20 protein-coding genes and 1 pseudogene are annotated in these 20,948 nt (G+C 70.3%); 11 read left to right on the plus strand and 10 right to left on the minus strand.

The window, feature by feature from the left end; translation table 11 throughout:
- Window positions 1-257: 257 nt before the first annotated feature.
- A complete protein-coding gene (locus OG741_RS15045; RefSeq protein ID WP_405597981.1) occupies window positions 258-800 on the minus strand; it encodes a DapH/DapD/GlmU-related protein in 543 nt (180 codons plus the stop codon).
- Window positions 801-877: 77 nt separating this feature from the next.
- Here OG741_RS15045 and OG741_RS15050 point away from each other — a divergent pair.
- The 5 genes and pseudogenes from OG741_RS15050 to OG741_RS15070 form a co-directional block, all read left to right on the plus strand.
- Window positions 878-1,061, plus strand: a pseudogene (locus OG741_RS15050) (IS982 family transposase); the annotation flags it as partial.
- Between the two features lie 150 nt (window positions 1,062-1,211).
- Window positions 1,212-1,952, plus strand: a complete 741-nt coding sequence (locus OG741_RS15055) for a DUF6879 family protein (protein ID WP_405605570.1) — start codon at window positions 1,212-1,214, stop codon at window positions 1,950-1,952.
- Window positions 1,949-2,800, plus strand: a complete 852-nt coding sequence (locus tag OG741_RS15060) for a helix-turn-helix domain-containing protein (RefSeq protein ID WP_405597983.1) — start codon at window positions 1,949-1,951, stop codon at window positions 2,798-2,800. Before OG741_RS15055 ends, OG741_RS15060 begins: the two co-directional genes overlap by 4 nt.
- A gap of 879 nt (window positions 2,801-3,679) precedes the next feature.
- The gene (locus OG741_RS15065; RefSeq protein ID WP_405597985.1) at window positions 3,680-4,108 is read left to right on the plus strand and encodes a hypothetical protein; all 429 of its coding nucleotides are present in this window, start codon (window positions 3,680-3,682) and stop codon (window positions 4,106-4,108) included.
- Window positions 4,109-4,176: 68 nt separating this feature from the next.
- Window positions 4,177-4,551, plus strand: a complete 375-nt coding sequence (locus OG741_RS15070) for a hypothetical protein (RefSeq protein ID WP_405597988.1) — start codon at window positions 4,177-4,179, stop codon at window positions 4,549-4,551.
- Between the two features lie 141 nt (window positions 4,552-4,692).
- Here OG741_RS15070 and OG741_RS15075 read toward each other — a convergent pair whose 3' ends face one another.
- Window positions 4,693-5,742: a LacI family DNA-binding transcriptional regulator gene (locus OG741_RS15075; RefSeq protein WP_405597990.1), complete on the minus strand. Its 1,050-nt coding sequence runs from the start codon at window positions 5,740-5,742 to the stop codon at window positions 4,693-4,695.
- Window positions 5,743-5,967: 225 nt separating this feature from the next.
- On the opposite strand from OG741_RS15075, the gene OG741_RS15080 reads away from it, so the two are divergent.
- From OG741_RS15080 to OG741_RS15095, 4 genes are read left to right on the plus strand one after another with little or no spacing between them, the layout of a single operon-like run.
- Entirely contained in the window at window positions 5,968-7,284 is a 1,317-nt protein-coding gene (locus OG741_RS15080; protein WP_405597992.1) for an ABC transporter substrate-binding protein, read from the plus strand.
- Window positions 7,285-7,289: 5 nt separating this feature from the next.
- A complete protein-coding gene (locus OG741_RS15085; RefSeq protein ID WP_405597994.1) occupies window positions 7,290-8,348 on the plus strand; it encodes a carbohydrate ABC transporter permease in 1,059 nt (352 codons plus the stop codon).
- An 11-nt stretch (window positions 8,349-8,359) separates the two neighbouring features.
- Window positions 8,360-9,289 carry a carbohydrate ABC transporter permease gene (locus OG741_RS15090; protein WP_405597997.1) on the plus strand — a complete coding sequence of 310 codons (930 nt, stop codon included), beginning with the start codon at window positions 8,360-8,362 and terminating at the stop codon, window positions 9,287-9,289.
- A 46-nt stretch (window positions 9,290-9,335) separates the two neighbouring features.
- On the plus strand, window positions 9,336-10,751 hold the full coding sequence (locus tag OG741_RS15095) for a GH1 family beta-glucosidase (RefSeq protein WP_405597999.1): 1,416 nt from the start codon (window positions 9,336-9,338) through the stop codon (window positions 10,749-10,751).
- Between the two features lie 54 nt (window positions 10,752-10,805).
- Here OG741_RS15095 and OG741_RS15100 read toward each other — a convergent pair whose 3' ends face one another.
- The 5 genes from OG741_RS15100 to OG741_RS15120 all read right to left on the minus strand — a co-directional run bounded on the left by OG741_RS15100 (window position 10,806) and on the right by OG741_RS15120 (window position 16,089).
- Window positions 10,806-11,624 carry a trypsin-like serine peptidase gene (locus OG741_RS15100; RefSeq protein ID WP_405598001.1) on the minus strand — a complete coding sequence of 273 codons (819 nt, stop codon included), beginning with the start codon at window positions 11,622-11,624 and terminating at the stop codon, window positions 10,806-10,808.
- Window positions 11,625-11,774: 150 nt separating this feature from the next.
- Complete coding sequence (locus OG741_RS15105) at window positions 11,775-12,182, minus strand: ATP-binding protein (RefSeq protein WP_266476145.1); 408 nt, start codon at window positions 12,180-12,182, stop codon at window positions 11,775-11,777.
- Between the two features lie 167 nt (window positions 12,183-12,349).
- The gene (locus OG741_RS15110) at window positions 12,350-13,834 is read right to left on the minus strand and encodes a cellulose binding domain-containing protein (RefSeq protein WP_405598005.1); all 1,485 of its coding nucleotides are present in this window, start codon (window positions 13,832-13,834) and stop codon (window positions 12,350-12,352) included.
- 132 nt (window positions 13,835-13,966) lie between these two features.
- Window positions 13,967-15,376 (minus strand): sensor histidine kinase, encoded by a 1,410-nt coding sequence (locus OG741_RS15115; protein ID WP_405598007.1) that lies wholly within the window; start codon window positions 15,374-15,376, stop codon window positions 13,967-13,969.
- Complete coding sequence (locus OG741_RS15120; protein WP_405598009.1) at window positions 15,373-16,089, minus strand: response regulator transcription factor; 717 nt, start codon at window positions 16,087-16,089, stop codon at window positions 15,373-15,375. The genes OG741_RS15115 and OG741_RS15120 overlap by 4 nt, the downstream gene beginning before the upstream one ends.
- A gap of 113 nt (window positions 16,090-16,202) precedes the next feature.
- On the opposite strand from OG741_RS15120, the gene OG741_RS15125 reads away from it, so the two are divergent.
- Window positions 16,203-16,742, plus strand: coding sequence for a hypothetical protein (locus OG741_RS15125; RefSeq protein WP_405598011.1), 540 nt, complete (start codon window positions 16,203-16,205; stop codon window positions 16,740-16,742).
- Between the two features lie 2 nt (window positions 16,743-16,744).
- On the opposite strand, the gene OG741_RS15130 is transcribed toward OG741_RS15125, so the two are convergent.
- Together OG741_RS15130 and OG741_RS15135 are read right to left on the minus strand one after the other, a co-directional pair.
- On the minus strand, window positions 16,745-17,620 hold the full coding sequence (locus OG741_RS15130) for a spermidine synthase (protein WP_405598012.1): 876 nt from the start codon (window positions 17,618-17,620) through the stop codon (window positions 16,745-16,747).
- A 228-nt stretch (window positions 17,621-17,848) separates the two neighbouring features.
- Window positions 17,849-18,349, minus strand: coding sequence for a hypothetical protein (locus tag OG741_RS15135; protein WP_405598014.1), 501 nt, complete (start codon window positions 18,347-18,349; stop codon window positions 17,849-17,851).
- A gap of 224 nt (window positions 18,350-18,573) precedes the next feature.
- Here OG741_RS15135 and OG741_RS15140 point away from each other — a divergent pair, with 224 nt between their 5' ends.
- On the plus strand, window positions 18,574-19,974 hold the full coding sequence (locus OG741_RS15140; RefSeq protein ID WP_405598016.1) for a tetratricopeptide repeat protein: 1,401 nt from the start codon (window positions 18,574-18,576) through the stop codon (window positions 19,972-19,974).
- A gap of 228 nt (window positions 19,975-20,202) precedes the next feature.
- On the opposite strand, the gene OG741_RS15145 is transcribed toward OG741_RS15140, so the two are convergent.
- A complete protein-coding gene (locus OG741_RS15145; RefSeq protein WP_405598018.1) occupies window positions 20,203-20,823 on the minus strand; it encodes a histidine phosphatase family protein in 621 nt (206 codons plus the stop codon).
- Window positions 20,824-20,948: the final 125 nt, after the last annotated feature.

Consider the following 20,948-nt stretch of genomic DNA (forward strand, 5'->3'; position numbering starts at 1 on the left):
ACGACGGGAGCGCAGCCCCCTGGCCCGGCCGCATTGTCTGTCCGTGGCGAGCATCCTGGAGCGCCCCCAGGGACGGCACGGTCACCGATCAGGTCTAGATGATCAATTCCAAGGGGTCAGTGATCGTACGGGGTGAGCGAGCGGAGGGTGCCTCGCCCCCTGGACTGGATCCAGTTGCCTCGGGAAGGGGCGCCAGGCTTCCAATGGGGTTGATGACTGCCCGTAGTCCGGGGCTCGGCGTGGCCCCGGAGAGGTCGTCACCACCGTCGGTGCACGGTTGCCTTACTACTGGTCACCAGGCTTGCCGGCGGAACGTCATCGGCCACGACCGCGCCAGCGGCAACCACGGCATCACGGCCAATGCTGACGCCGGGCAGGATTGTTGCACCGGCACCGATCCACACGTTCTCCGCGACGTCGATGGGTGCGCCGGTGAGGTACAGCCTCCGCTCCTCGGGATCGACCGGGTGGCCGCTGGTGATGAACGTGACCTTTGGGCCGATCATCACGCGCTCGCCGAGCCGGATGCCGGCGCAGTCCAGGAACGTGCAGTTCTGGTTGATGAACACGCGCTCGGCGAGGTCGAGGTGGAGGCCGTGGTCCGTGTAGAAGGGCGGATAGATCGTGACTCTCGGTGGCAGTGGCTTGCCGAGGATCTGTTCGAACACTTCCGCCTTGCCCGCTTCGTCCTCGAAGGGCAAAACGTTCAGGCGGGAGGTGAGCTCGGTGACCCGCAGGACCCTCTCGGCCATGTCCTGGAACTCGGCGCTGTGGATGCGCATGAGACGGTCGCTGGCCATGCCACGGTCCTTTCTGGTGTACCGGTGACCGGTAGGACTCACTAGATGATCAATTTCAAGGGGTGCCCGCGGGGACGATGGCGCCGTGGCGGCCAGCCGTGGGGATCGCGCCGCAGCTCACCGACGCCGAGCTGGTCACCCTGGCGATGATGCAGGCCATGCTCGGCTTTACCTCCGAGGCCCGATGCCTGCGGCACGCCCGCGCCCATCTGTGCCACCCTTCCCATACCTGCCCAGCAGTCCGGCTACAACAAGCGTGTTCTCCCTTCGGGGAGGCAGGGGCCTCCCGCGATGCCGGGTTGCGCGCAACCAGCTCGGCGCGGCAGTGCTCCGCAATCTGACGCAATCCGCAGGCGTTTTCCAGCTGTCCGGCGCATCCTGGACCCCCAACCAGCCAGCACGGAGGGCCCTATGACTCTCAGGTTCATCGGCACCACCAGCGACGGCGGCGACTGCCCCACCGTTTACCAGGTCGAGGCGACAGGGGACATCCTCGTTCAGGGCGAGCGCGTGACCGACCCCGAGCAACTGGCCAGACTCCGCGATGTGAAGGACTCCGAGACATTCGTCATCGTCCCGCGTGACCTCCTCACCCGCTTCGCCCCGCGGAGTGAGCCGGAGGCCATGGTGCCGTTCACGGAAGTGGCCCACCTGTTCCGCGACTTCAAGCACACTGCGTGGAGGCTGGAGACCCGCCGGGGCTACGCCTCCGACCGCAACAGCCCGAAGTGGCAGCGGTGGCAGGCCGGGGAGGACATCGCGGCCGAGCCGTTCGACGACTGGCGCACCAACGTCGCCGCGCAGGTGGCGCACGGGAAGCGGTTCGAGAGGGTCCGCATCGTCGACACACCGCCCACCGACGGGCAGCGGTTCCTCCTCGCCTCCGGCCTCGGCAACGTCGCCGCAGGCGAGGACATCCGCAACCTCACCCGCGCGGACGCCGAAAGCTACGGCCTGCCGGACTGGGACTTCTGGCTCTTCGACTCCCGCACCCTGGTCCGCTTCGTGTTCGACGAGCAGGACGCCACCCTCGGCGTCATCGTCAGCGAGGACCCCGCCGAAGTCCTCGCCGCCTGCCAGGCCCGGGACACGGCATGGCATCACGCAACCCGTACCGCCGACTTCACGAGGCAGGTACGTTCCACCGTGTGAGCACGGATTTCCAGCAGGCTAGGATCGCCCTCGGTGCGCGGCTGCGCGAACTGCGCACCGGAACGGGCCTGGACGGTAAAGGCATCGCCGAGCGGCTCGGCTGGCAGCGCTCGAAGGTGTCGCGCCTGGAGAACGGGAAGCAAACCCCGTCCCGTACCGATCTGGCCGAGTGGGCGCATGCAGTAGGTCGGCCGGACCTCGCCGCAGAACTGGCGGGGCGCCTGACAGGGATGGAGACGCTGGAGACGCAGCACCGGTCGTGGCGGCGGCAGCTGGCGGGCGGGCATCGGGCGCGGCAGGAGCTCGCGATTGCCGAGACGTCGGCGACTCAGATGATCCGCGGGGTGGAGGTGTCCCGGATCCCGGGCCTTTTCCAGACGGCTGAGTACGCGCGGTACACCTTCGAGTCGAACGCCGAGTTCCGGCAGATCGCGAAGGATGTTGAGGACGCGGTACGGGCGCGGATCCGCCGTCAGCAAGCCCTGTACGAGCCGGGCAAGCGATTCCGGTTCCTGATCTGGGAGGGCGCCCTGTACGTGAGGACGTGCCCGCGGGAGGTGCACGCGGCGCAGCTGGACCGGCTGGTGAGCCTGATCGGGCTGGACACCGTCGAGCTGGGCATCGTGCCGCTGGGTGCGCAGTTGCGGCGTACTCCGTCGCACGGTTACTGGATCTACGATCGGCGACTCGTCATCGTCGAGACGATCAACACCGAGATGTGGCTCGATGATGAGGACTCCATCCGGCTGTACGAGCGGGCGTGGGAGTGGCTTGCCGAGTCCGCGGTCTACGGGCACCAGGCGCACCGCGTCATCGGCCGAGCGCGTGCTTCGCTGGACGTGACGTAAGCAACTGGGATCAACCCCTGCGGCGCCGCGGGCAATCACGCGCAATCAGCAGGCAATCGCGCAATCACGCTGCCTACGGTCCTGGCCATGGACCCATCTGCCCGCCCCTCGGGGGCCTCAGAAGCGGGAACGGTCGACTGGTGCAACTGGCACAGGGGACCGTCCCGGACTGCCTTGGTCGTCGACGCGCTTGACCGGCCTTCCGGTCCCCCGTTCCCGCTGGCGGCGTGCGCCCCGTGCCGGGAGCAGCGCGGTTTGGCCGTGCCGGCGGTGGCGGTATGACGCGGCTGACGGATGTGACTCGGTACCCGGTCGGGTCGATGAAGCTGTGCGGAGAGCTCGCCCCGGAGAGGCCGAAGACGTTCTGCACGCGCGACGACCCCAACCACAAGAGCGACCACGAGCACGAGTACACCAGGCGCACTTGGCCCCGTGCGTCGAGCTCCGGGCCGAAGTGACCACCGCAGCGCGGGCGCACCGCGCCATGAAGCTCTGCCGGAGCCAACCCGTGCCGGACGCGGGAGATCTGTCGTGGGAGCAGTACGCCGGCCGGGCCTGTTACGCATGCGGCCAGCCGCTGACATCCAGGGCGGTCCACGGCGGGTGGGCACGCGGCCGACTCAGCGCGCACGTTCTGGACGTTGAAGTGTGGTCCTGCCCCTGAATCCCTCGCGCGGCGGTTTGGGCGCCCACGTTCTCAACACCGAGCTGTGCGCGGGCCCTTGCTACTGGCAGCTACCACCCCATGAGCCCCGCCTCGGCCGATGACTCCGGCCAGGAACCCCGGCCGAGGCGGTGACGGGCCCCTGCTGCGGGCCCAGCACGTGCACGACGGAGCGAGGAGAGGCCTCGCGCCGAGCACACACGAGGGAGCATCGCATGACAGCTCTTGCAACAGAACAGGTCACGGGGCGCCAGCTCGTCAACGCCGAACTCTTCAACCGACTCGCCGACTTCTGCGCCGAGGAGTACGGCATGGAGCGGTCCGTCGCCGAACGCGTGATGGATGAGGGCCTCGCGTTCCTCGACGTCATGGGCCGGACCGGCGAGAGCCTGTCGCCCTCGAAGGTCGTTGACCCGGCCTGGCACACGTTCATGCTCCACAGCACCGAGTACACCGAGTGGTGCCTGAGCCGCTACGGCCGGTACATCCACCACGCCCCGAACTCCCGGTACCGGGACAAGGCGGCGATGGTCGACGTCGTCGGGAAGATCCGCGCAGCCGGCTACGCGGTCGACGAGTCCCTGTGGGGCACGACGGCGGACTGCAACGAGCCGGCCTGCTGCGGCGACGGCCCCTGCTGCTAGAGCCCCGATCCCCGGGCGCGCGGCCGTCGAGAAGGTCGGCCGCGCGCCACCCGCAGAACGGAGCCGCCGTGGTTGCCCTTCTCTCCGCCCGCAGCCGCATTACGGTCTTCCCGCTGGAGGGCCTGAGAGTCGCCTACACCACACAGTCCAGCGACTCCCGCGGCCTCGGGGATGTCGCCATCGTCGGCCTCATCGACCGCGGCACTGCAACCGGCGACCACCTGTGGCGGCTGGCCGCGAGCATGTACACCAACCCGCCCACCAGCCAGACACAGGCCCGGTGGATCCTCACCCAGTGCACCAGGGCCCGCACCGTCAAGGCGCCCTCATACCGCGATCTGACTGATACGAGGTGGACCGGCGATCTGACCCGCGAGTTCCCCCTCGACGGCCTCTTCGCCAACCACGCCATCCTGCGCACGGGCCGCCTCACCATCGAGTGATGTAAGAAACGTCAGCTCTGTCGCGACGGACGAGCCGCCCGCCCCCCGTACAGCAGGTGTCGGAGCAATCCCCGGCACCCGAAAGCCGCCCCGGTCTGCCTGCGTCCCCCGTCGCGGACAGGCCGGGGCCCTTGATCGTTTCTATGACGAGTCGCGTACGACAAGCTCCGTCGGCAGCACGATCTGCGGTCGCCCCGTCGCCCGCCCCGTGATTTCCTCCAGCAGCACCCGCGCCATCGTGCGCCCCATCTCCTCGATCGGCTGGCGCACGCTCGTCAGCGCCGGGTCCATGTGGCGGGCCACCGCCGAGTCGTCGAAGCCGACCAGCGCGACGTCGTCCGGGATCCGGCGGCCCGACTCGCGCAGCACCTGACGGGCGCCCGCCGCCATCACGTCGGAGGCCGCGAAGACCGCGTCCAGCTCGGGGCAGCGCTCCAGCAGGTCCCGCATCGCACGGCGGCCGCCCTCCTCGGTGAAGTCCGCAGGAGCCGTCAGCCGGGCGTCCGGGGGCAGGCCCGACGCCGCCAGGGCGGCGCGGTAGCCCTCCAGGCGGCACTGCGCGCCGTAGACGTCAAGGCGTCCGGTGATCGTCGCGATCGAGCGGCGGCCGCGGGCGGCCAGGTGCGCCACCGCGCTGCGGGCGCCCTCGAAGTTGTCGGAGTCGACCGCGGCGAGCGTCTCGTCGGCGGAGCGGCGGCCGCTGATCACGGCCGGGATGGAGAGGTCCTCCAGCATGTCGGGGATCGGGTCGTCGGCGTGCACCGAGACCAGCAGGACGCCGTCGACGCGGTGGGCGGCGAGGTACTGGGCCAGGCGGCGGCGCTCGCGGTCGCTGCCGGCGAAGGTCAGCAGCAGTTGCATCTCGGTGTCGGCGAGGGCAGCGCCGACACCGCGGACCATGTCGGAGAAGTACGGCTCGGCGAAGAAACGGTCCTCCGGCTCCGGGACGACCAGAGCGATCGCGTCGGTGCGGTTGGCGGCCAGGGCGCGGGCCGCGCGGTTGGGTACGTACCCGAGTTCGGCGACGGCAGCCTCGACGGCGGCGCGGGTGGCGTCGCTCACCCGCGGCGAGCCGTTGATCACGCGGGAGACCGTGCCGCGGCCGACGCCCGCGCGTGCGGCCACTTCTTCGAGGGTGGGCCTGCCCGTGCCCCGCCCGCCGTTATGCGTACGGATTGTGCGAGACACCATCTCCGACCTCCCCAGGCTTCCCGTCCGAGAACATAACGTGCCGGGTGCCTTGACACCCCTGCGGCGAGCCGCGACCCTTCAACACATCACACATGGGAGCGCTCCCACCCTACCTCAGTCATACACAACCCGCACGTTCCCCGCCCGAGCCGCAGAACGTCAACGCAACGGGGTCGCACGCCAGTTGGCCGGGGGGTCGGCACGTCAGGGCACTAGGAGGACGCAATGCGCAGGGCAGTAATCCTCGCGGTCGTCGCCGCGCTCGGCGCCGGTCTGCTGGCCGGCTGTGCCGAGGACAGCGACGAACCCACCGGCAGTGCCTCCAACGGCGGCGGCGGTGGGGGCAAGGGCAAGACCACCCTCACCGTAGGGGTCTTCGGCGCCTTCGGTCTCAAGGAGGCCGGTCTGTACGACGAGTACATGAAGCTCCACAAGAACATCGAGATCAAGCAGACCTCCATCGAGCGGAACGAGAACTACTACCCGCAGCTCCTGACCCACCTGGGCAGCGGCAGCGGACTCGCCGACATCCAGGCCGTCGAGGTCAACAACATCGCGGAGATCACTGCCACTCAGGGGGGCAAGCTGGTCGACCTCGGCACGACGGCGGGCGTGCAGAAGGACGCGTTCCTGCCCTGGAAGTGGGCGCAGGCAACCACCAAGGACGGCAAGACGATCGCGCTCGGCACCGACATAGGGCCGCAGGGCATCTGCTACCGCAAGGATCTCTTCGCCAAGGCCGGTCTGCCCACCGACCGTGAGGCGGTCGGCAAGCTGTGGGCCGGCGACTGGAACAAGTACCTGGACGCGGGCAAGCAGTTCAAGGCGAAGGCCCCGAAGGGCACGGCGTTCGTGGACTCGGCGACCGGAGTGATGTCGGCCATCACCGGCAGCAACGAGAACCGCTTCTACGACAAGGACGGCAAGGTCGTCTACAAGACCAACCCGGCCGTGAAGCAGGCCTGGGACATCGCCGCGTCGTTCGCGACGGAAGGTCTGAGCGGCAAGCTCCAGCAGTTCACGCCCGCCTGGGACCAGGGCTTCGCCAACGGCACCTTCGCCACCGTCTCCTGCCCCGCCTGGATGCTCGGCTATATCCAGGACAAGGGCGGGGCCGCGGGCAAGGACAAGTGGGACGTGGCCGCCGCGCCCCGGCCCAGCAACTGGGGCGGCTCCTTCCTGACCGTGCCCGACGCGGGCAAGAACAAGGAGGAGGCCGCCAAGCTCGCCGCCTGGCTGACCGCGCCCGAGCAGCAGGCGAAGCTCTTCGCCAAGCGCGGCAGCTTCCCGAGCGCCAAGGCCGCGTACTCCCTGCCCGAAGTCTCCGGCGCCAAGCACGCGTACTTCGGCAACGCACCCATCGGGGAGATCTTCTCCAAGGCCGCCGAGGGTGTTCCGGTCCAGATCGTCGGGCCGAAGGACCTGATCATCGCGCAGAACCTGGGAGACGTGGGCATGCTCCAGGTCGACCAGAAGGGCCGCTCCTCCCAGCAAGGGTGGGACGCGGCGGTGAAGGCGATCGACAACGCACTGGACCAGTGACCGGTATGGCAAGTGACGCACAGGCCGCCGCGCCCTCCCAGGGGGAGGAGGGCGCGGCCCCGCGCGCACCCTCCGGCCCGCGCACATCGTCCGAGTCGCGCATACCGAACGAGTCGCGCACACCGGGCGAGTCGGCGGCCGACCAGCGCCGCCGGGCCCGGCGCAGCCGCCGCTACCGGCTGGACGTCAGGTGGAGTCCGTACGCCTTCGTCGCGCCGTTCTTCGTGTTCTTCCTGGCCTTCGGGCTCTTTCCGCTGCTCTACACCGGCTGGGCCTCGCTGCACCGGGTGGAACTGACCGCGCCCACCGACATGGAATGGGTCGGGCTGCGGAACTTCTCCCGGCTGCTGGAGGACGAGTTCTTCTGGAACGCGCTGAGGAACACCGTCACCATCGGGCTGATCTCCACGGTGCCGCAGCTGCTGATCGCGCTCGGCATCGCGCATCTGCTGAACTACCGGCTGCGCGGCTCGATGTTCTTCCGCGTCGCCGCGCTGACTCCGTACGCCACCTCGGTGGCCGCCGCGACGCTCGTCTTCGTGCTCCTCTTCGGACGCGACTACGGAATGATCAACTGGGCGTTGGGTCTGGTCGGCTTCGACAAGATCGACTGGCAGAACGGCACCTGGACCTCCCAACTGGCCGTCTCCACCATCGTCATCTGGCGGTGGACGGGCTACAACGCGCTGATCTATCTGGCCGCGATGCAGGCCATCCCCAACGATCTCTACGAGTCGGCCGCGCTCGACGGCGCCTCGCGGTGGCAGCAGTTCCTGCATGTCACCGTCCCCTCGCTGCGGCCCACGATCCTGTTCACCTGTGTGGTCTCGACGATCGGCGCGACCCAGCTCTTCGGTGAGCCACTGCTGTTCAACGGCAGCGCGGGTGCGACCGGCGGGGCCGATCATCAGTTCCAGACGCTCGGGCTCTATCTGTACGAGCAGGGCTGGGTGAATCTCCATCTCGGCCGGGCTTCCGCGATCGCCTGGTCGATGTTCCTGATCCTGCTGGTCATCGGCGCGGTGAACTGGCTGCTCGCCCGCCGTCTGAGCAAGAGCGCCTAGGGGGTACGGACATGACGACTTCGCTGAGCACCGGGCGGGCCAAGGGCCGCGCCGCACCCACCCGAGGCACCGGCCGCACCACAGGTGCCGGAGGCGGCCGCGGCGCCAAGCGCGCCGGACGCCATCTGCACGGCGGCCGGATCACCTATGCCGTGCTGATCATTTTCACCATCGGGTCCCTCTTCCCCCTCGTGTGGACGGCCATCGCCGCCTCCCGCAACAACACCCGGCTCGCGCAGACTCCCCCGCCCTTCTGGTTCGGCGGCAACCTCTTCAAGAACCTCCAGTTCGCCTGGACCGACGCCAATATGGGCGCAGCCCTGCTCAACACCACGATCGTCGCGGGGTCGATCGCAGCCGGGACCGTCGTCTTCTCCACGCTCGCCGGCTTCGCCTTCGCCAAACTCCGCTTCCGCTTCAAGAACCTCATGCTCGTGCTGGTGATCGGCACGATGATGGTGCCGCCGCAACTCAGCGTCGTACCGCTGTACATGCTGATCGCCGAGCTGTCCTGGACCGACCAGCTGCAGTCCGTCATCCTGCCCACCCTGGTCAGCGCCTTCGGCGTGTTCTTCATGCGGCAGTACCTCATCGAGGCACTGCCCACCGAGCTGATCGAGGCGGCGCGCGTGGACGGCGCGAGCAGTTGGCGCGTGGTGTGGCATGTCGTCTTCCCCGCCGCGCGGCCCGCGATGGCCGTGCTGGGGATGCTGACCTTCGTCATGGCCTGGAACGACTTCTTCTGGCCGATCATCGCCCTGACCCAGAACGGCAGTCCCACCGTGCAGGTCGCGCTGACCGGGCTCGGCCGCGGCTTCATCCCCGACCAGTCCGTGATCATGGCGGGCGCGCTGCTGGGCACGCTGCCGCTGCTGATCGCCTTCGTCCTGTTCGGGAAACACATCGTCGGCGGCATCATGCAGGGCGCCGTCAAGGGCTGACGCCTCCTCACATTCCCGTACCTACACACATGTTGGGAGCACACCCATGTCCGACGCGCCCATGACCTTCCCGCCCGCCTTCCTGTGGGGCACCGCCACCGCCGCCTACCAGATCGAGGGCGCGGTACGCGAAGGCGGCCGCACGCCATCGATCTGGGACACCTTCAGCCATACGCCGGGCAAGGTGGAGGGCGGTGACACCGGGGACACGGCCGTCGACCACTTCCACCGCCGAGCCGAGGACGTCGCGCTGATGGCGGACCTCGGCGTCAACGCCTACCGCTTCTCGGTCTCCTGGCCGCGCGTGCAGCCCACCGGCCGCGGCCCCGCCGTCCAGCGCGGCCTCGACTTCTACCGGGGCCTCGTCGACGATCTGCTCGAGCGCGGCATACGTCCCGTGCTCACCCTCTACCACTGGGATCTGCCCCAGGAGCTGGAGACGGCGGGCGGCTGGCCCGAGCGGGACACCGCGCACCGCTTCGCCGACTACGCGCGGATCGTCGCCGCCGCCCTCGGCGACCGGGTGGATATGTGGACCACCCTCAACGAGCCCTGGTGCAGCGCCTTTCTGGGATACGGCTCCGGTGTGCACGCCCCCGGCCGCACCGACCCGGTCGCCGCCCTGCGGGCCGCCCACCATCTCAACCTCGGCCACGGCCTGGCGGCCCAGGCACTGCGCTCGGCGCTCCCCGCGGGCGCCCAGCTCTCCGTCAGCCTCAATCCGAGCGTGGTCAGGGCGAGCAGCCAGAGCCCCCAGGACCTGGACGCGCGCCGCCGGATCGACGCGCTCGCGAACCGGATCTTCACGGACCCGATGCTGAAGGGCACGTATCCGGAAGATCTCTTCGCGGACACCGCGCGCCTCACCGACTGGTCCTTCGTCCACGGCGACGATCTCGCAGTCATCAAGCACCCCCTGGACTCGCTCGGACTGAATTACTACGCACCTGCAGTTGTATCGGCTGCCACTGACAATCACGCCGAGCGCAATGACGGCCACGGCGCGAGCGAGCACTCCCCCTGGCCCGGTGCGGACGCGGTCTCCTTCCACCAGCCGCCCGGCGATCGCACCGAGATGGGCTGGTCGATCGACCCGACCGGGCTGTACGACCTGCTGCTGCGCTACACCCGCGAGGCCCCGGGCCTGCCGCTGATGATCACCGAGAACGGCGCGGCGTACGTCGACAAGCCCGCCGCCGACGGTTCGGTCCACGATCCCGACCGCATCCGCTATCTGCACGGCCATCTCCTCGCGGTCGGGCAGGCGATCGCCGACGGCGCGGATGTGCGCGGCTACTTCCTGTGGTCGCTGATCGACAACTTCGAGTGGTCGTACGGATACGGCAAGCGCTTCGGCGCGGTTTACGTGGACTACGAGACGCTGGCCCGTACGCCCAAGTCGAGTGCGTACTGGTACGGGGAGCTGGCGCGCACGGGGGTGCTGCCGGAGCCTCCGGCGTGACGCACGGCCGGGGGCTGAACACGGGGCTCAACGCCGGTGCCCAACGCGGATCCCTCAACGCCGGTACGGAGGGCGCTTGATGTCCGCGTCGCTCCTGTCCGCCACCGCATCGGCGTACAGCGCCTGCGCGTCCTTGGCGTACACCGGCGAGTAGGTGATCCAGTCGACGTTCTGGTCGTTGCCCCCGCCGTTGTAGCCGCCGGTGTTGCCGATGACCTTGCCGGTGCGGGTCGCCGGGTTGTAGTCCGTGATCCAGGGGCCGCCGGACACCCCGCCGTGGAAGCCGGCGCACGTCATCCGCATCTGCCGGAAGCCGGTGAGGCGCGAGGTGGTGACATCGCAACGGAGCGCCTGGTGCTTCTTGTTGACGTCCTCGCCGCTGGGATATCCGATCACGGTGGCGTTGTGGCGGTAGCCGGCCGCGCGGGTGAGGGTGAGGGAGCCGGTGACGTCCTCGGCCCTGCCCCTGCTGTTGGGGGCGAGGCGTACGAAGGCGAAGTCCAGGTCGGAGACGGGCTTCGTGGTGTTCTGCTCGTAGCGCGGGTCGACGAAGACCCGCCGCACCTCGAAGATGCCGCTGGGCTGGCCGGCGGCGGGGGCTCCGTGGCGGTACTGCGGTACGAAGACGCTGTGTGTGGAGCGCTTGAGCCCGTTGGCGCAGTGGCCGGCGGTGAGGACGAGATCCTTGGTGGCGCTGTGGACGACGCTGCCGGTGCAGGAGGTCACCTCTCCGCCGAGCGGTCTGCCGTCGTAGAAGAAGGTGCCGACCATCGGCAGTCCGCCGAAGTAATCGCCCTTCTTGATCCCGCCGGGCGCGGCCGCCCCCGCACCGGACGTGCCTGAGGCGGAGTCGACAGGTACGGCATCGGCCATGCGCTGCGCCGTCCAGTACCCGTCCGGGGTCGGGGCCGGGGCCGGGCGCGGACTCGCTCCGAGGGCTCCCGCGCAGAGGATGAGCGCGAGAAAGGGCAACCCACGTGGGCGCAACTCATTGTCCTTCCCGTAGAAGATCAACCGCCGGACTCAGTGGGTCAGTTCGAACCAGGTCGCCTTGCCCCTGCCCGGGCCGTGGCTGCACACACCCCACGCGTCGGCGCCGTACGAGATCAGCTGCATGCCGCGACCGCTCTCGTCCTCCTCCGCGGGCGTCTGACAGGCCGGAACCCCGGGCGCCTCGTCGTGGACGAGGATGCGCAGGCGGTGGGCGTCGGTCCAGCCGGCGAAGAGGGTTACCGGGGCGGTGCACCCCTTGAGGACGCAGGCGTTGATCGCATTCGTCACCGCCTCGGAGGTGAGCAGGACCGCCGTGTCCATCAATTCGGTCCGCCGGGTCGCGCCGAGGAGCGTACGTACGGTTTCGCGAGCCGCGCGGACCCACAAGGGGTCGGGCGGGAAGACCAGCGAGACATCGCCGGTCGGGGGATCCTCCATGGGGCGCCTCCAGGTGGGGAATGCGGTGCCTGTGACCCTCGTTCGCCACTGTTCAGTACGGGGTGGGGCGATGAATCACTCAATGGCGCACGAAAGCGCGCCCCGGCCGGATGGGGGGTGGTCCGGCCGGGGCGCGCGGGTGGGGGGCGCCGATGTTCTCGCAGGGCCTACTTGAAAGCGCCGAAGGCCTTCGTGAAGGCCAGCGGCTCCTGGAGGATCGAGGAGCATGTCGCGTCCGCGGAGGGCTTCGTACCGCCCGCGCACTGCTTGTCACGCGTCGACGACCACATCGCCAGCCAGCCGATGCCCTTCGACTTCGCGAACTCGACCAGCTGCGTGGCGTCGTCGACCTTGAAGATCTCGGTCGCGACGTCGTTGACGCCGATCATCGGGGTGACGGCGACGGCCTTCCACGCGGCCGCGTCCGACAGACCGAGCACGCCCTTGATCTGTGCCTGGGTCGCGGTCGCCGCCTGGATGGCGTACTGGCCCATGTCGCCGCTGTAGGCGGGCCCGTAGTCCATCGCCATGATGTTGACCGCGCTGACCTTGACGCCGTTCTTCTTGGCGTCGGCGATCAGATCCACGCCGGGCTGGGTCAGTCCCTCGGGCATCACGGGCAGCGTGAAGGAGACATCCAGCGCCGGGTGGGACTTCTGGAGCTGCGCGATCGCCTGCGAGCGGCGGGAGTTGGCGGCGGTGTCCGGCAGGGCCGCGCCCTCGATGTCGAAGTCGACCTTGGTGAGTTTGTACGCGTCGATGACCTTGCCGTACGCCTTCGCGAGCTCGTCGGCGGAGGAGCAGCGCAGGCCCAGCTCGGAGCCCGCGGCACCGCCGAAGGAGACGCGGACGTCGCCGCCCTTGGCGCGCAGCGCGCCTATCTGGGAGGCCACCTGGTCGCTGCCGAGGTCGGTGACACCGCCCCAGAGGGGCGCGCAGCTGCCGCCGGAGGTGATGAACGCGAGGTTGAACTCCTTGACCCCGGTCTTGGTCGCGGTGTCCACCAGGTCGTACGCCGGGTAGAGCGAGGTGTCGACGTACGGCGCGAAGCGCGCGCCGGTGCCGCCGCCGGGCGTCTCGGTGGGCGTGGGCGTCGGCGTGGGCGTCGGTGCCGAGGTGGGGGGCTTGGTGGGGGTGGCGCTCGCCGTCGGGGTGGGCGTGGGCTTGGGCTGCTCGGTCGGGCGGCCGCTGGGCTGCGGGGTCGCGCCGTCGTCCACCGAGCACTTGACCTTGTTGATGAGACAGGAGGTCGGGTCGCCCGCGGTCGCGGTGGTGCTCGCCGCGGTGACGAAGCCGACGGTGACCGAGGCGCCGGGCGCGAGCCGCTTGTTCCAGCTCGCGGGCTTCACGGTGACATGCCGGCCGCTGACCGTGTGCTCTCCGTTCCACAGCGAGCTGATCGTGGTGCCCGTGGGCAGGTCGAATTCGAGCGTCCAGTCCGTCTGCGCCGTGTCGGTGTCATTGGTGATGACGTACTGGCCGGTGTAACCGCCGGTCCAGGAGCTGGTCTTGGTGTACGCGGCGCCGACGGACGCGGCCTGCGCGGTGCCCGCGAGGGCGAATGCCGCGCCGCCGATCACCGCGGCGGCGACGACGGCGCCGACCGCCTTGGTCCTGACGCTCGCCCTGCGCCGGTGCGTACTGCTGCCCATTGCGTGCCTGCCTCTGCGTTACGGGGGTGGGGGTGGTGAGGCAGACGCTAGCGATACGGAAACGGACAAATGACCAGTTCGGGGCGGGGGTTGCACTTCTTAGGGCGGCCTTAAGGAAGGCATGGGAGGCGATTAATGGTAGAGACCAGTTGCCTTCGTCCGCCTGCGCCGCCGGACCGTTCCGCGGTGGCCGCGGCGGCGCACCGGGCCCACGCCTTCACGCGGGTCGAGGCCGATCCAGATCCGTACCTCCGTGCCGCCGAGCACCGAGCTGCCGATCCGTACGTCCCCGCCCGTGGACTCCGCCACCCGGCGCACGATGTCCAGGCCGAGCCCGGTCGAGCCGTCCCTGTGCCCGCTGTTGCCACGGGCCATGGCCGCCTCGGGGTCGGTGATGCCCGGGCCCGCGTCCGAGACCAGCACGATGACCGCGTCCTCGCCGTTGTGGACGTCGACCGAGAAGGCCGTGCCCTCGGGGGTGTGCCGGAAGACATTGCCGAGCAGCGCGTCGAGCGCGGCGGCCAGTTCGGGGCGGGCGACCGGGATCCGTACGGGACGGTCGACGCCCGCGACCCGCACCTTGCGGCCCTCGTCCTCCGCCAGCGCCGACCAGAAGTCCATCCGCTGCCGGACGACTTCGGCGGCGTCGCAGCCCGCGCCCGGGCCGGCCGCCATGGTCTGCGGCTTGGCCTCGCGGGCGGTGCGGATGATCGTGTCGACCTCGCGCTCCAGCTGCTCGACGGCGGCCCTCGTCTGGTCGGCGGCGGGTCCTTCGCCGAGCGAGGCGGCGTTGAGGCGCAGCACGGTGAGCGGTGTACGCAGCCGGTGCGAGAGGTCGGCGGCCAGTTCGCGCTCGTTGGCGAGCAGCTGGACCACCTGGTCGGCCATGGAGTTGAAGGCGACCGCGGCGGAGCGCAGTTCGGTCGGGCCCTCCTCGGGGACGCGCGCCCCGAGCTTGCCCTCGCCGAGGTCGTGCGCGGCACCCGCGAGCCGCTGGGCGGGCTGCACCATCCGTATGCCGAGCCGGTCGGCGACCGCGACCGAGCCGACGACCAGCGCCAGACCGACGCCGGCGAGCACCAACCAGGCCGTGTCGACGCCGTTGGACACCTCGCCGTCGGGCACGAAGACCTCGACGACGGCGATCTGGCCGGTGCTGATGGCCGTGGGCTGGAGCAGCGCGGAGCCGCCGGTGACCTCGGTGATGGAGGCGCGGCCGAGGCGCTGCGTGGTGAGCAGGTCCTTCTGGGCGGCCCGGCGGGTGCCGATGTTCACGGGCTTGCTGCCGGGCTCGCCGGAGGCCGGTATGTGCACGGCCATCCGCCCGGCCGAACCGGCCTGCGTGGACAGGACGGCGCGCTCCAGCGGATCGCGGTCGGCGGTGATGGACAGGGTCGGGCCGATGGCGGCGGCCTGGCGCTCGGCGTTGGAGAAGGCCCGGTCCCTGGCCATCTCCTTGATGACGATGCCCAGCGGGACGGCGAAGGCGAGCACGACCATCACCGTGACGGCGAGGGAGACCTTGACCAGCGCCCATCTCATGGCATGTGTCCGTTCGGCCGCTGTCCGTTCGGAGGTTCGAGCTTCACACCGACGCCCCGCAGGGTGTGCAGATAGCGGGGCCTCGCCGCCGTCTCACCGAGCTTGCGCCGCAGCCAGCTCAGATGGACGTCGATGGTCTGGTCGTCGCCGTAACTCTGCTGCCACACCTCGGCGAGCAGTTCCTTGCGCGGTACGACGACGCCGGGCCGCCCGGCGAGAAAGGCCAGCAGGTCGAACTCGCGGCGGGTCAGGTCGAGTGCCGCCCCGTCCAACTCGGCCTGGCGGCGAAGCGGGTCGATGGAGAGCCCGCCGACCTGGATGACGCGCGAGGGCGGGGCCTCTCCGGCGGAGGCCCGGGAGCGGCGCAGCACGGCGGCCATCCGCGCGGACAGATGCTCCACGGAGAAGGGTTTGATGAGGTAGTCGTCGGCGCCGTCGTTGAGCAGCCGGACGATCTCCGTCTCGTCGTCCCGCGCGGTGGCGATGATCACCGGTACGTCGGTGATGCCGCGCAGCATTTTCAGCGCCTCGGACCCGTCCAGATCCGGCAGACCGAGGTCGAGGATGACCACGTCGAAACGGAAATGGGCCACCTCGCGCAGCGCCTCCAGGGCCGTGCCGACGCTCCTCACGGTGTGGGAGGCCTCGGTCAAGTGCCGGATGAGGGCGGAGCGCACGAACTGGTCGTCCTCGACGACGAGCACACTTGCCATGGGCGGCACCGTACGCCATCCGGCCCGCTGCGGGAGCGGCTGATGTCACTGCGGGAGTCCCCGTCACACCCTGGCCGGGACAGACGTGGGGCGCGTGGTGCAGTATGGCCCGGATGCATCGAGGACTCGTACATGCCATGGCGTGGTCGCTGTCCACCGGAGCCGCAGTCACGCTCTCCTGGTGGGGCGTCCATACCGTCATGTCCGGTACCGCGTACGACCGTCCGCGCGCGCTGCCCATCAGCGCGGACGCGGCGACCACGCAGGGCGTGAGACCGCAGGCCTCCAGCACGCAGCGGCCGCCGAGTCCGACCGCATCGAAACCGGCCACACCGGACAAGAGCCCCACGTCGTCGGCCACTGCTTCGGCCGGGAAGCCGAGCGGGACCAAGCCGCCGTACTCGCCGCCCTCTTCGTCGCCGTCCGCGCCGGGGAACGTGAAGGGCTACAACGTCGACGGCGGCCGGGTCGTCTTCGACATCGCCAAGACCTGGGCCGAGTTGGTGTCGGCGACTCCGGACGCGGGCTGGCAGATGCAGGTCTGGAAGCAACCGGAGTGGATCCGGGTGACGTTCACCCGCGACGGCCATGAGAGCTCGGTCTTCTGCACCTGGAACGGCCATCCGCCGATGGTGCAGTTCGACGAGCGTTAGCGCTACTGGAAGGTGGCGGGCGGCGGGACCGGTGACGGCTTCGCGCTCGCGTCCGTCACCGCGGGCGCGCCGCCCGTGAAGTCGGCCAGTGCCTTTCCGTGTTCCACCCGGCCGGCGTGCGGGTCTGTCGCCACGCGGCGGGTCAGTTCCGCGACGGGCAGCGGGACGTCCGAGGCGAGCAGCACCGCATTGCCGAAGCGGCGCCCGCGCAGCACGGTCGGGTCGGCGGCGAGCGCGAGCTCGGGGAAGACCGCCGCGGCAGTGGCGACCTGGGCGCGCAGATGCGCCAGCGGCGGCCCGTCGGCGAGGTTCGCGGCGTAGAACCCGCCCGGCGCGAGGACCCTGCGCACCTCGCCGAGGAATTCCGTACTGGTCAGATGCGCGGGTGTGCGGGCGCCGCTGAAGACATCGGCGATCACCAGGTCAGCCCAGCCGTCCGGGACCTTGCCGAGCCCCGCGCGGGCGTCGATGGACCGGACGCGTATCCGCGCGCCAGGATCCAACGGGAGCTGCCTGCGGACCAGTTGGACCAGAAGGGCGTCCAGCTCCACGATCTGCTGGGTTGAGCGTGGGCGGGTCGCCGCGAGGTAGCGGGCGAGAGTGAAGGCGCCGCCGCCGAGATGAACGGCCTGGAGGGGGCGGCCGGGCGGGGCGGCGAGGTCGATGACATGGCCGAGGCGGCGCTGGTACTCGAAGGAGAGATGGACCGGGTCGTCGAGGTCGACATGGGACTGCGGGGCGCCGTCGATGAGCAGCGTCCAGCCATGGGGCCGCTCACGGTCGGGTATCAGCTCGGCGAGCCCGCCGTCGACCTGCTCGACGACAGGTTCGGGGCCGCCTGCCCCGCCCGTGCGGCTGCGCCGCTTGTTCCTTGCCACCAACCCATTATCGGCGCAGAGCCGATAGGGGGTGTCTTTTGGATCAGGCCGGATCAGCGAGCGGGGTCTGGTGTGGTGCATCGCAAGGCGGAGGATGGAGCCCACGCGGAGCGTAGGCGACTACGACAACGGTGGGGGTACCTCCCGTGCCCGAAGGGCTACGGGGGAGAGGTGCCGTGCCAGGGCACGCGAGCCCGGCAAGATCCGAAAGACACCCCCTGGGGCGGCTCAGCTGCAGTTGTCGGCGGCCTCGATCAGCCGGGCCGCCTCGCCGAGCGCCTCGCGCAGCACCACCGGGTCGGTGACCGGGTCGGTGCCGTCCGGCGGCAGCAGCCAGCCGGAGCCGGTGACCGGGGGCTCTTCGGGGATACGCAGACCGCGTCCCGCGGTCTGCGTACAGGCGCTGCCCGGCATGTCCCAGCCGTCGGCGGTGCCCGGCGGCACCAGAAAGCCGAGGGTGTCGCAGGTGCCGTCGTGGAGTACGGGGCCGACGGCCGGGGTGGCACCGCGACGCAGGATGTCGACCGCCTCGAGCCCTTGACGGGCGGGGACGGTCACCAGGTCGCAGGGCTCGGTGGGTGCGATGGATTCGGTGGATTCGACGGGCGGCGGGGTGTGGGCCGGTGCGCCGTGAGGTGGTGCGCTGCTGTCCGGGGTTGGTCTGTGGCGAGCTGTCGTCGCAGTCGTGCGTGAACCGCTTGGGGCGCTGGTCTCCACGACCTCCGACAAGGGGATCGCCTCCTCGCTCGAGTGGAGACACGTACCGCGTCTCCAGAGGGTTCAACGCTTGTATGCGTCAAGGGCTACGGCGGCACGCCGCCGCAAAGGATGGCAGTTCATGGCAGATCGAGGGGGAGATATCCCTTTTGTAGGCAAACCTTGTGTGTGCGGCCCGTCACAGCAGGTACGTTCTTGCTCCGCCGGAACACGGTGCACCAAGAGAGGGCTCCGCCATGGCGTCGTCGTCACAGGCATCAGGGCAGGCACGGCAGGGATCACAGGCAGTTCGGGCAGTTCCCAATCTCGCCTTCCGCAGACTGCGCGGGCAGCGCTCGGCGGGAGAGTTCGCGGCGGCGGTACGCAAGGCCGCTCGGGAGATCGGCGAACAGGTCTCGTGCGACGCCCGCTACATCGGGCGGGTCGAGGCCGGCGAGATCCGCTGTCCCAACTACGCGTACGAGCGGGTGTTCCTGCACATGTTCCCCGGTCTGACGCTGGCGGACCTGGGCTTCACGGCGCGGGAACGCGTGCGGGGCGGCCAGGTCGCACGACGCCGGGGGCCCGAACCGGCGCATCCCTGCTGCCCCTTCGACATTGACAGCGACATCGACAGCGACATCGACGAGGAGAGCGACGTGCTGCGTCGCGCATTCATGACGAGCGGCACCACCACGGTGGCGGCCGCGTCCCTCGGGCTCGGACTCGGTCTAGTGCCCAACCAGCGCCGGGTCGGCGAGGCGGAGGTCAACGCCGTCGAGGAGGCCGTACGGCGGATCCGCCTGCTCGACGACCGGCACGGCGCGGACGGGCTCTACCGGCAGGCCGCACAGCCGCTGCGGGCGGCGTACGCGCTGCTCGACGCGGGCACGGCGACACGGCGCTCGACCGCGGACCGGCTGCACTCCGGTGCGGGCGAACTCGCCATCTCCGTGGGCTGGCTGGCGCACGACTCGGGCCGCTTCGACGATGCGCGCTCGCACTACGCGGAGGCGCTGGCGACCGCGCGGGTGGCGGGCGACGGGGCGCTCGAGGCGCACGCCTTCTGCAATACGTCGTTCCTGGCCCGGGACGCGGGCCGGTACCGGGAGGCCGTGCGCTCCGCCCAGGCGGGCCAGCGGGCGGCACACCGGCTGGCCTCGGCGCGGCTGCTCTCGCTGCTCTCACTGCGGGAGGCGGGCGGCTGGGCGGGGCTCGGGGACCGCGGCGCCTGCGAGAAGTCCCTGGTGCGGGCGCACGGGTACTTCGACCGGGGCGCGTCGGACGCGGACCCCGAGTGGATGTCCTTCTTCGGCGAACCGGAACTGGAGGCACTGCAGGCCCAGTGCTGGTCGGCCCTCGGCGAATGGTCCCGGGCGGCCCGCCACGCCCGCCGGGCGGCGTCCCTCCAGGACCGCCGCTTCACCCGCAACCTGGCGCTGTACCGGGCGGAACTGGCCCTGAACCTGGCCCACGCGGGCGCACCGGCCGAGGCGGCGCGGGCGGGGCAGCAGGTGCTGGACCTGCTGGAGGAGGTCCGGTCGACGCGCATCCAGTCGATGCTGTCGGAGACGGCGCGGGTGCTGGTGCCGCAGCGCGGGGCGGGGGACGTGGGGGTGTTCCTGGACCGGGTCGGGGAGGCGGGGCGGGGGGTGTAGGCGGGGCGGGCCGCTGCGCGGGGCTTGTTGCCCACCCCGCCCGTTCCCTTGACCGGGACTCCGCCCCGGACCCCGCGATGTGCGGCGCGGCCGCACATTTCAGCCCGTCCGGCGTTTGAGGACATGCGGCCGAAGGTCGCATACGGGTCTGGGGCGAAGCCCCAGTTCGGGAAGGGGCGGGTAGGGGAACAGCCCCGCAGGGCACCCGCAGCCATCGCCCCGGCCCCCTCACTGCTCCATGTGCCCCGTGTCGTTCCAGCGGTCCAGCGCCGGCTCCCCGTACGCCCACCCCAGTACCGACAGCGACGTCGGGTCCAGTCGGATTCTCGCCGCGAACGACGGGTCCATGCCCAGCCACCGCGCGCCCAGGACGCGCAGGATGTGGCCGTGGGCGAAGACCAGGACGTCGCGGTCCGCCGAGCGCGCCCACTCGACCACCTCGTCCGCGCGGGCGCCGAGTTCGGCCAGGGTTTCTCCCCTTGTCTTCGCCAGGGGGGACCCCACGGGGACACCGTCGCGCCAGATGAACCAGTCCGGGCGGTCCGCCCAGATCGCCCCCGCCGACATGCCCTCGTACGCCCCGTAGTCCCACTCCATGAGCGCGTCCCACTCGGTCGCCCGTTCCGCGAACCCCGCCAGCGCGCACGTCTCGCTCGCCCGCACCAGCGGGCTCGTGCGGACCTCGACGGACTCCAGGCCCGACCACGGTGCGCGGTGCAGCCGCTCACCGAGAAGTTTCGCCCCGCGCCTGCCCTCTTCGAGCAGGGGGATGTCCGTCCGGCCGGTGTGCCTGCCGAGCAGCGACCACTCGGTCTGGCCGTGCCGGGCGAGCAGGATGCGCGGTGCCATGAGGGGCTCTCCTGAGGTTCACGAGCGGTTCACGAGCGGTGTCGTCCCATCATCTCGCACCTGAACGCAAGGCAACCTCCGGGACGATCTCAGCGTCCTCCAGAGGCCGGGACCCGACGCCCGAG

The sequence above is a fragment of the Streptomyces sp. NBC_01410 genome (genome assembly GCF_045040195.1).
Taxonomy (GTDB): Bacteria; Actinomycetota; Actinomycetes; order Streptomycetales; family Streptomycetaceae; genus Streptomyces.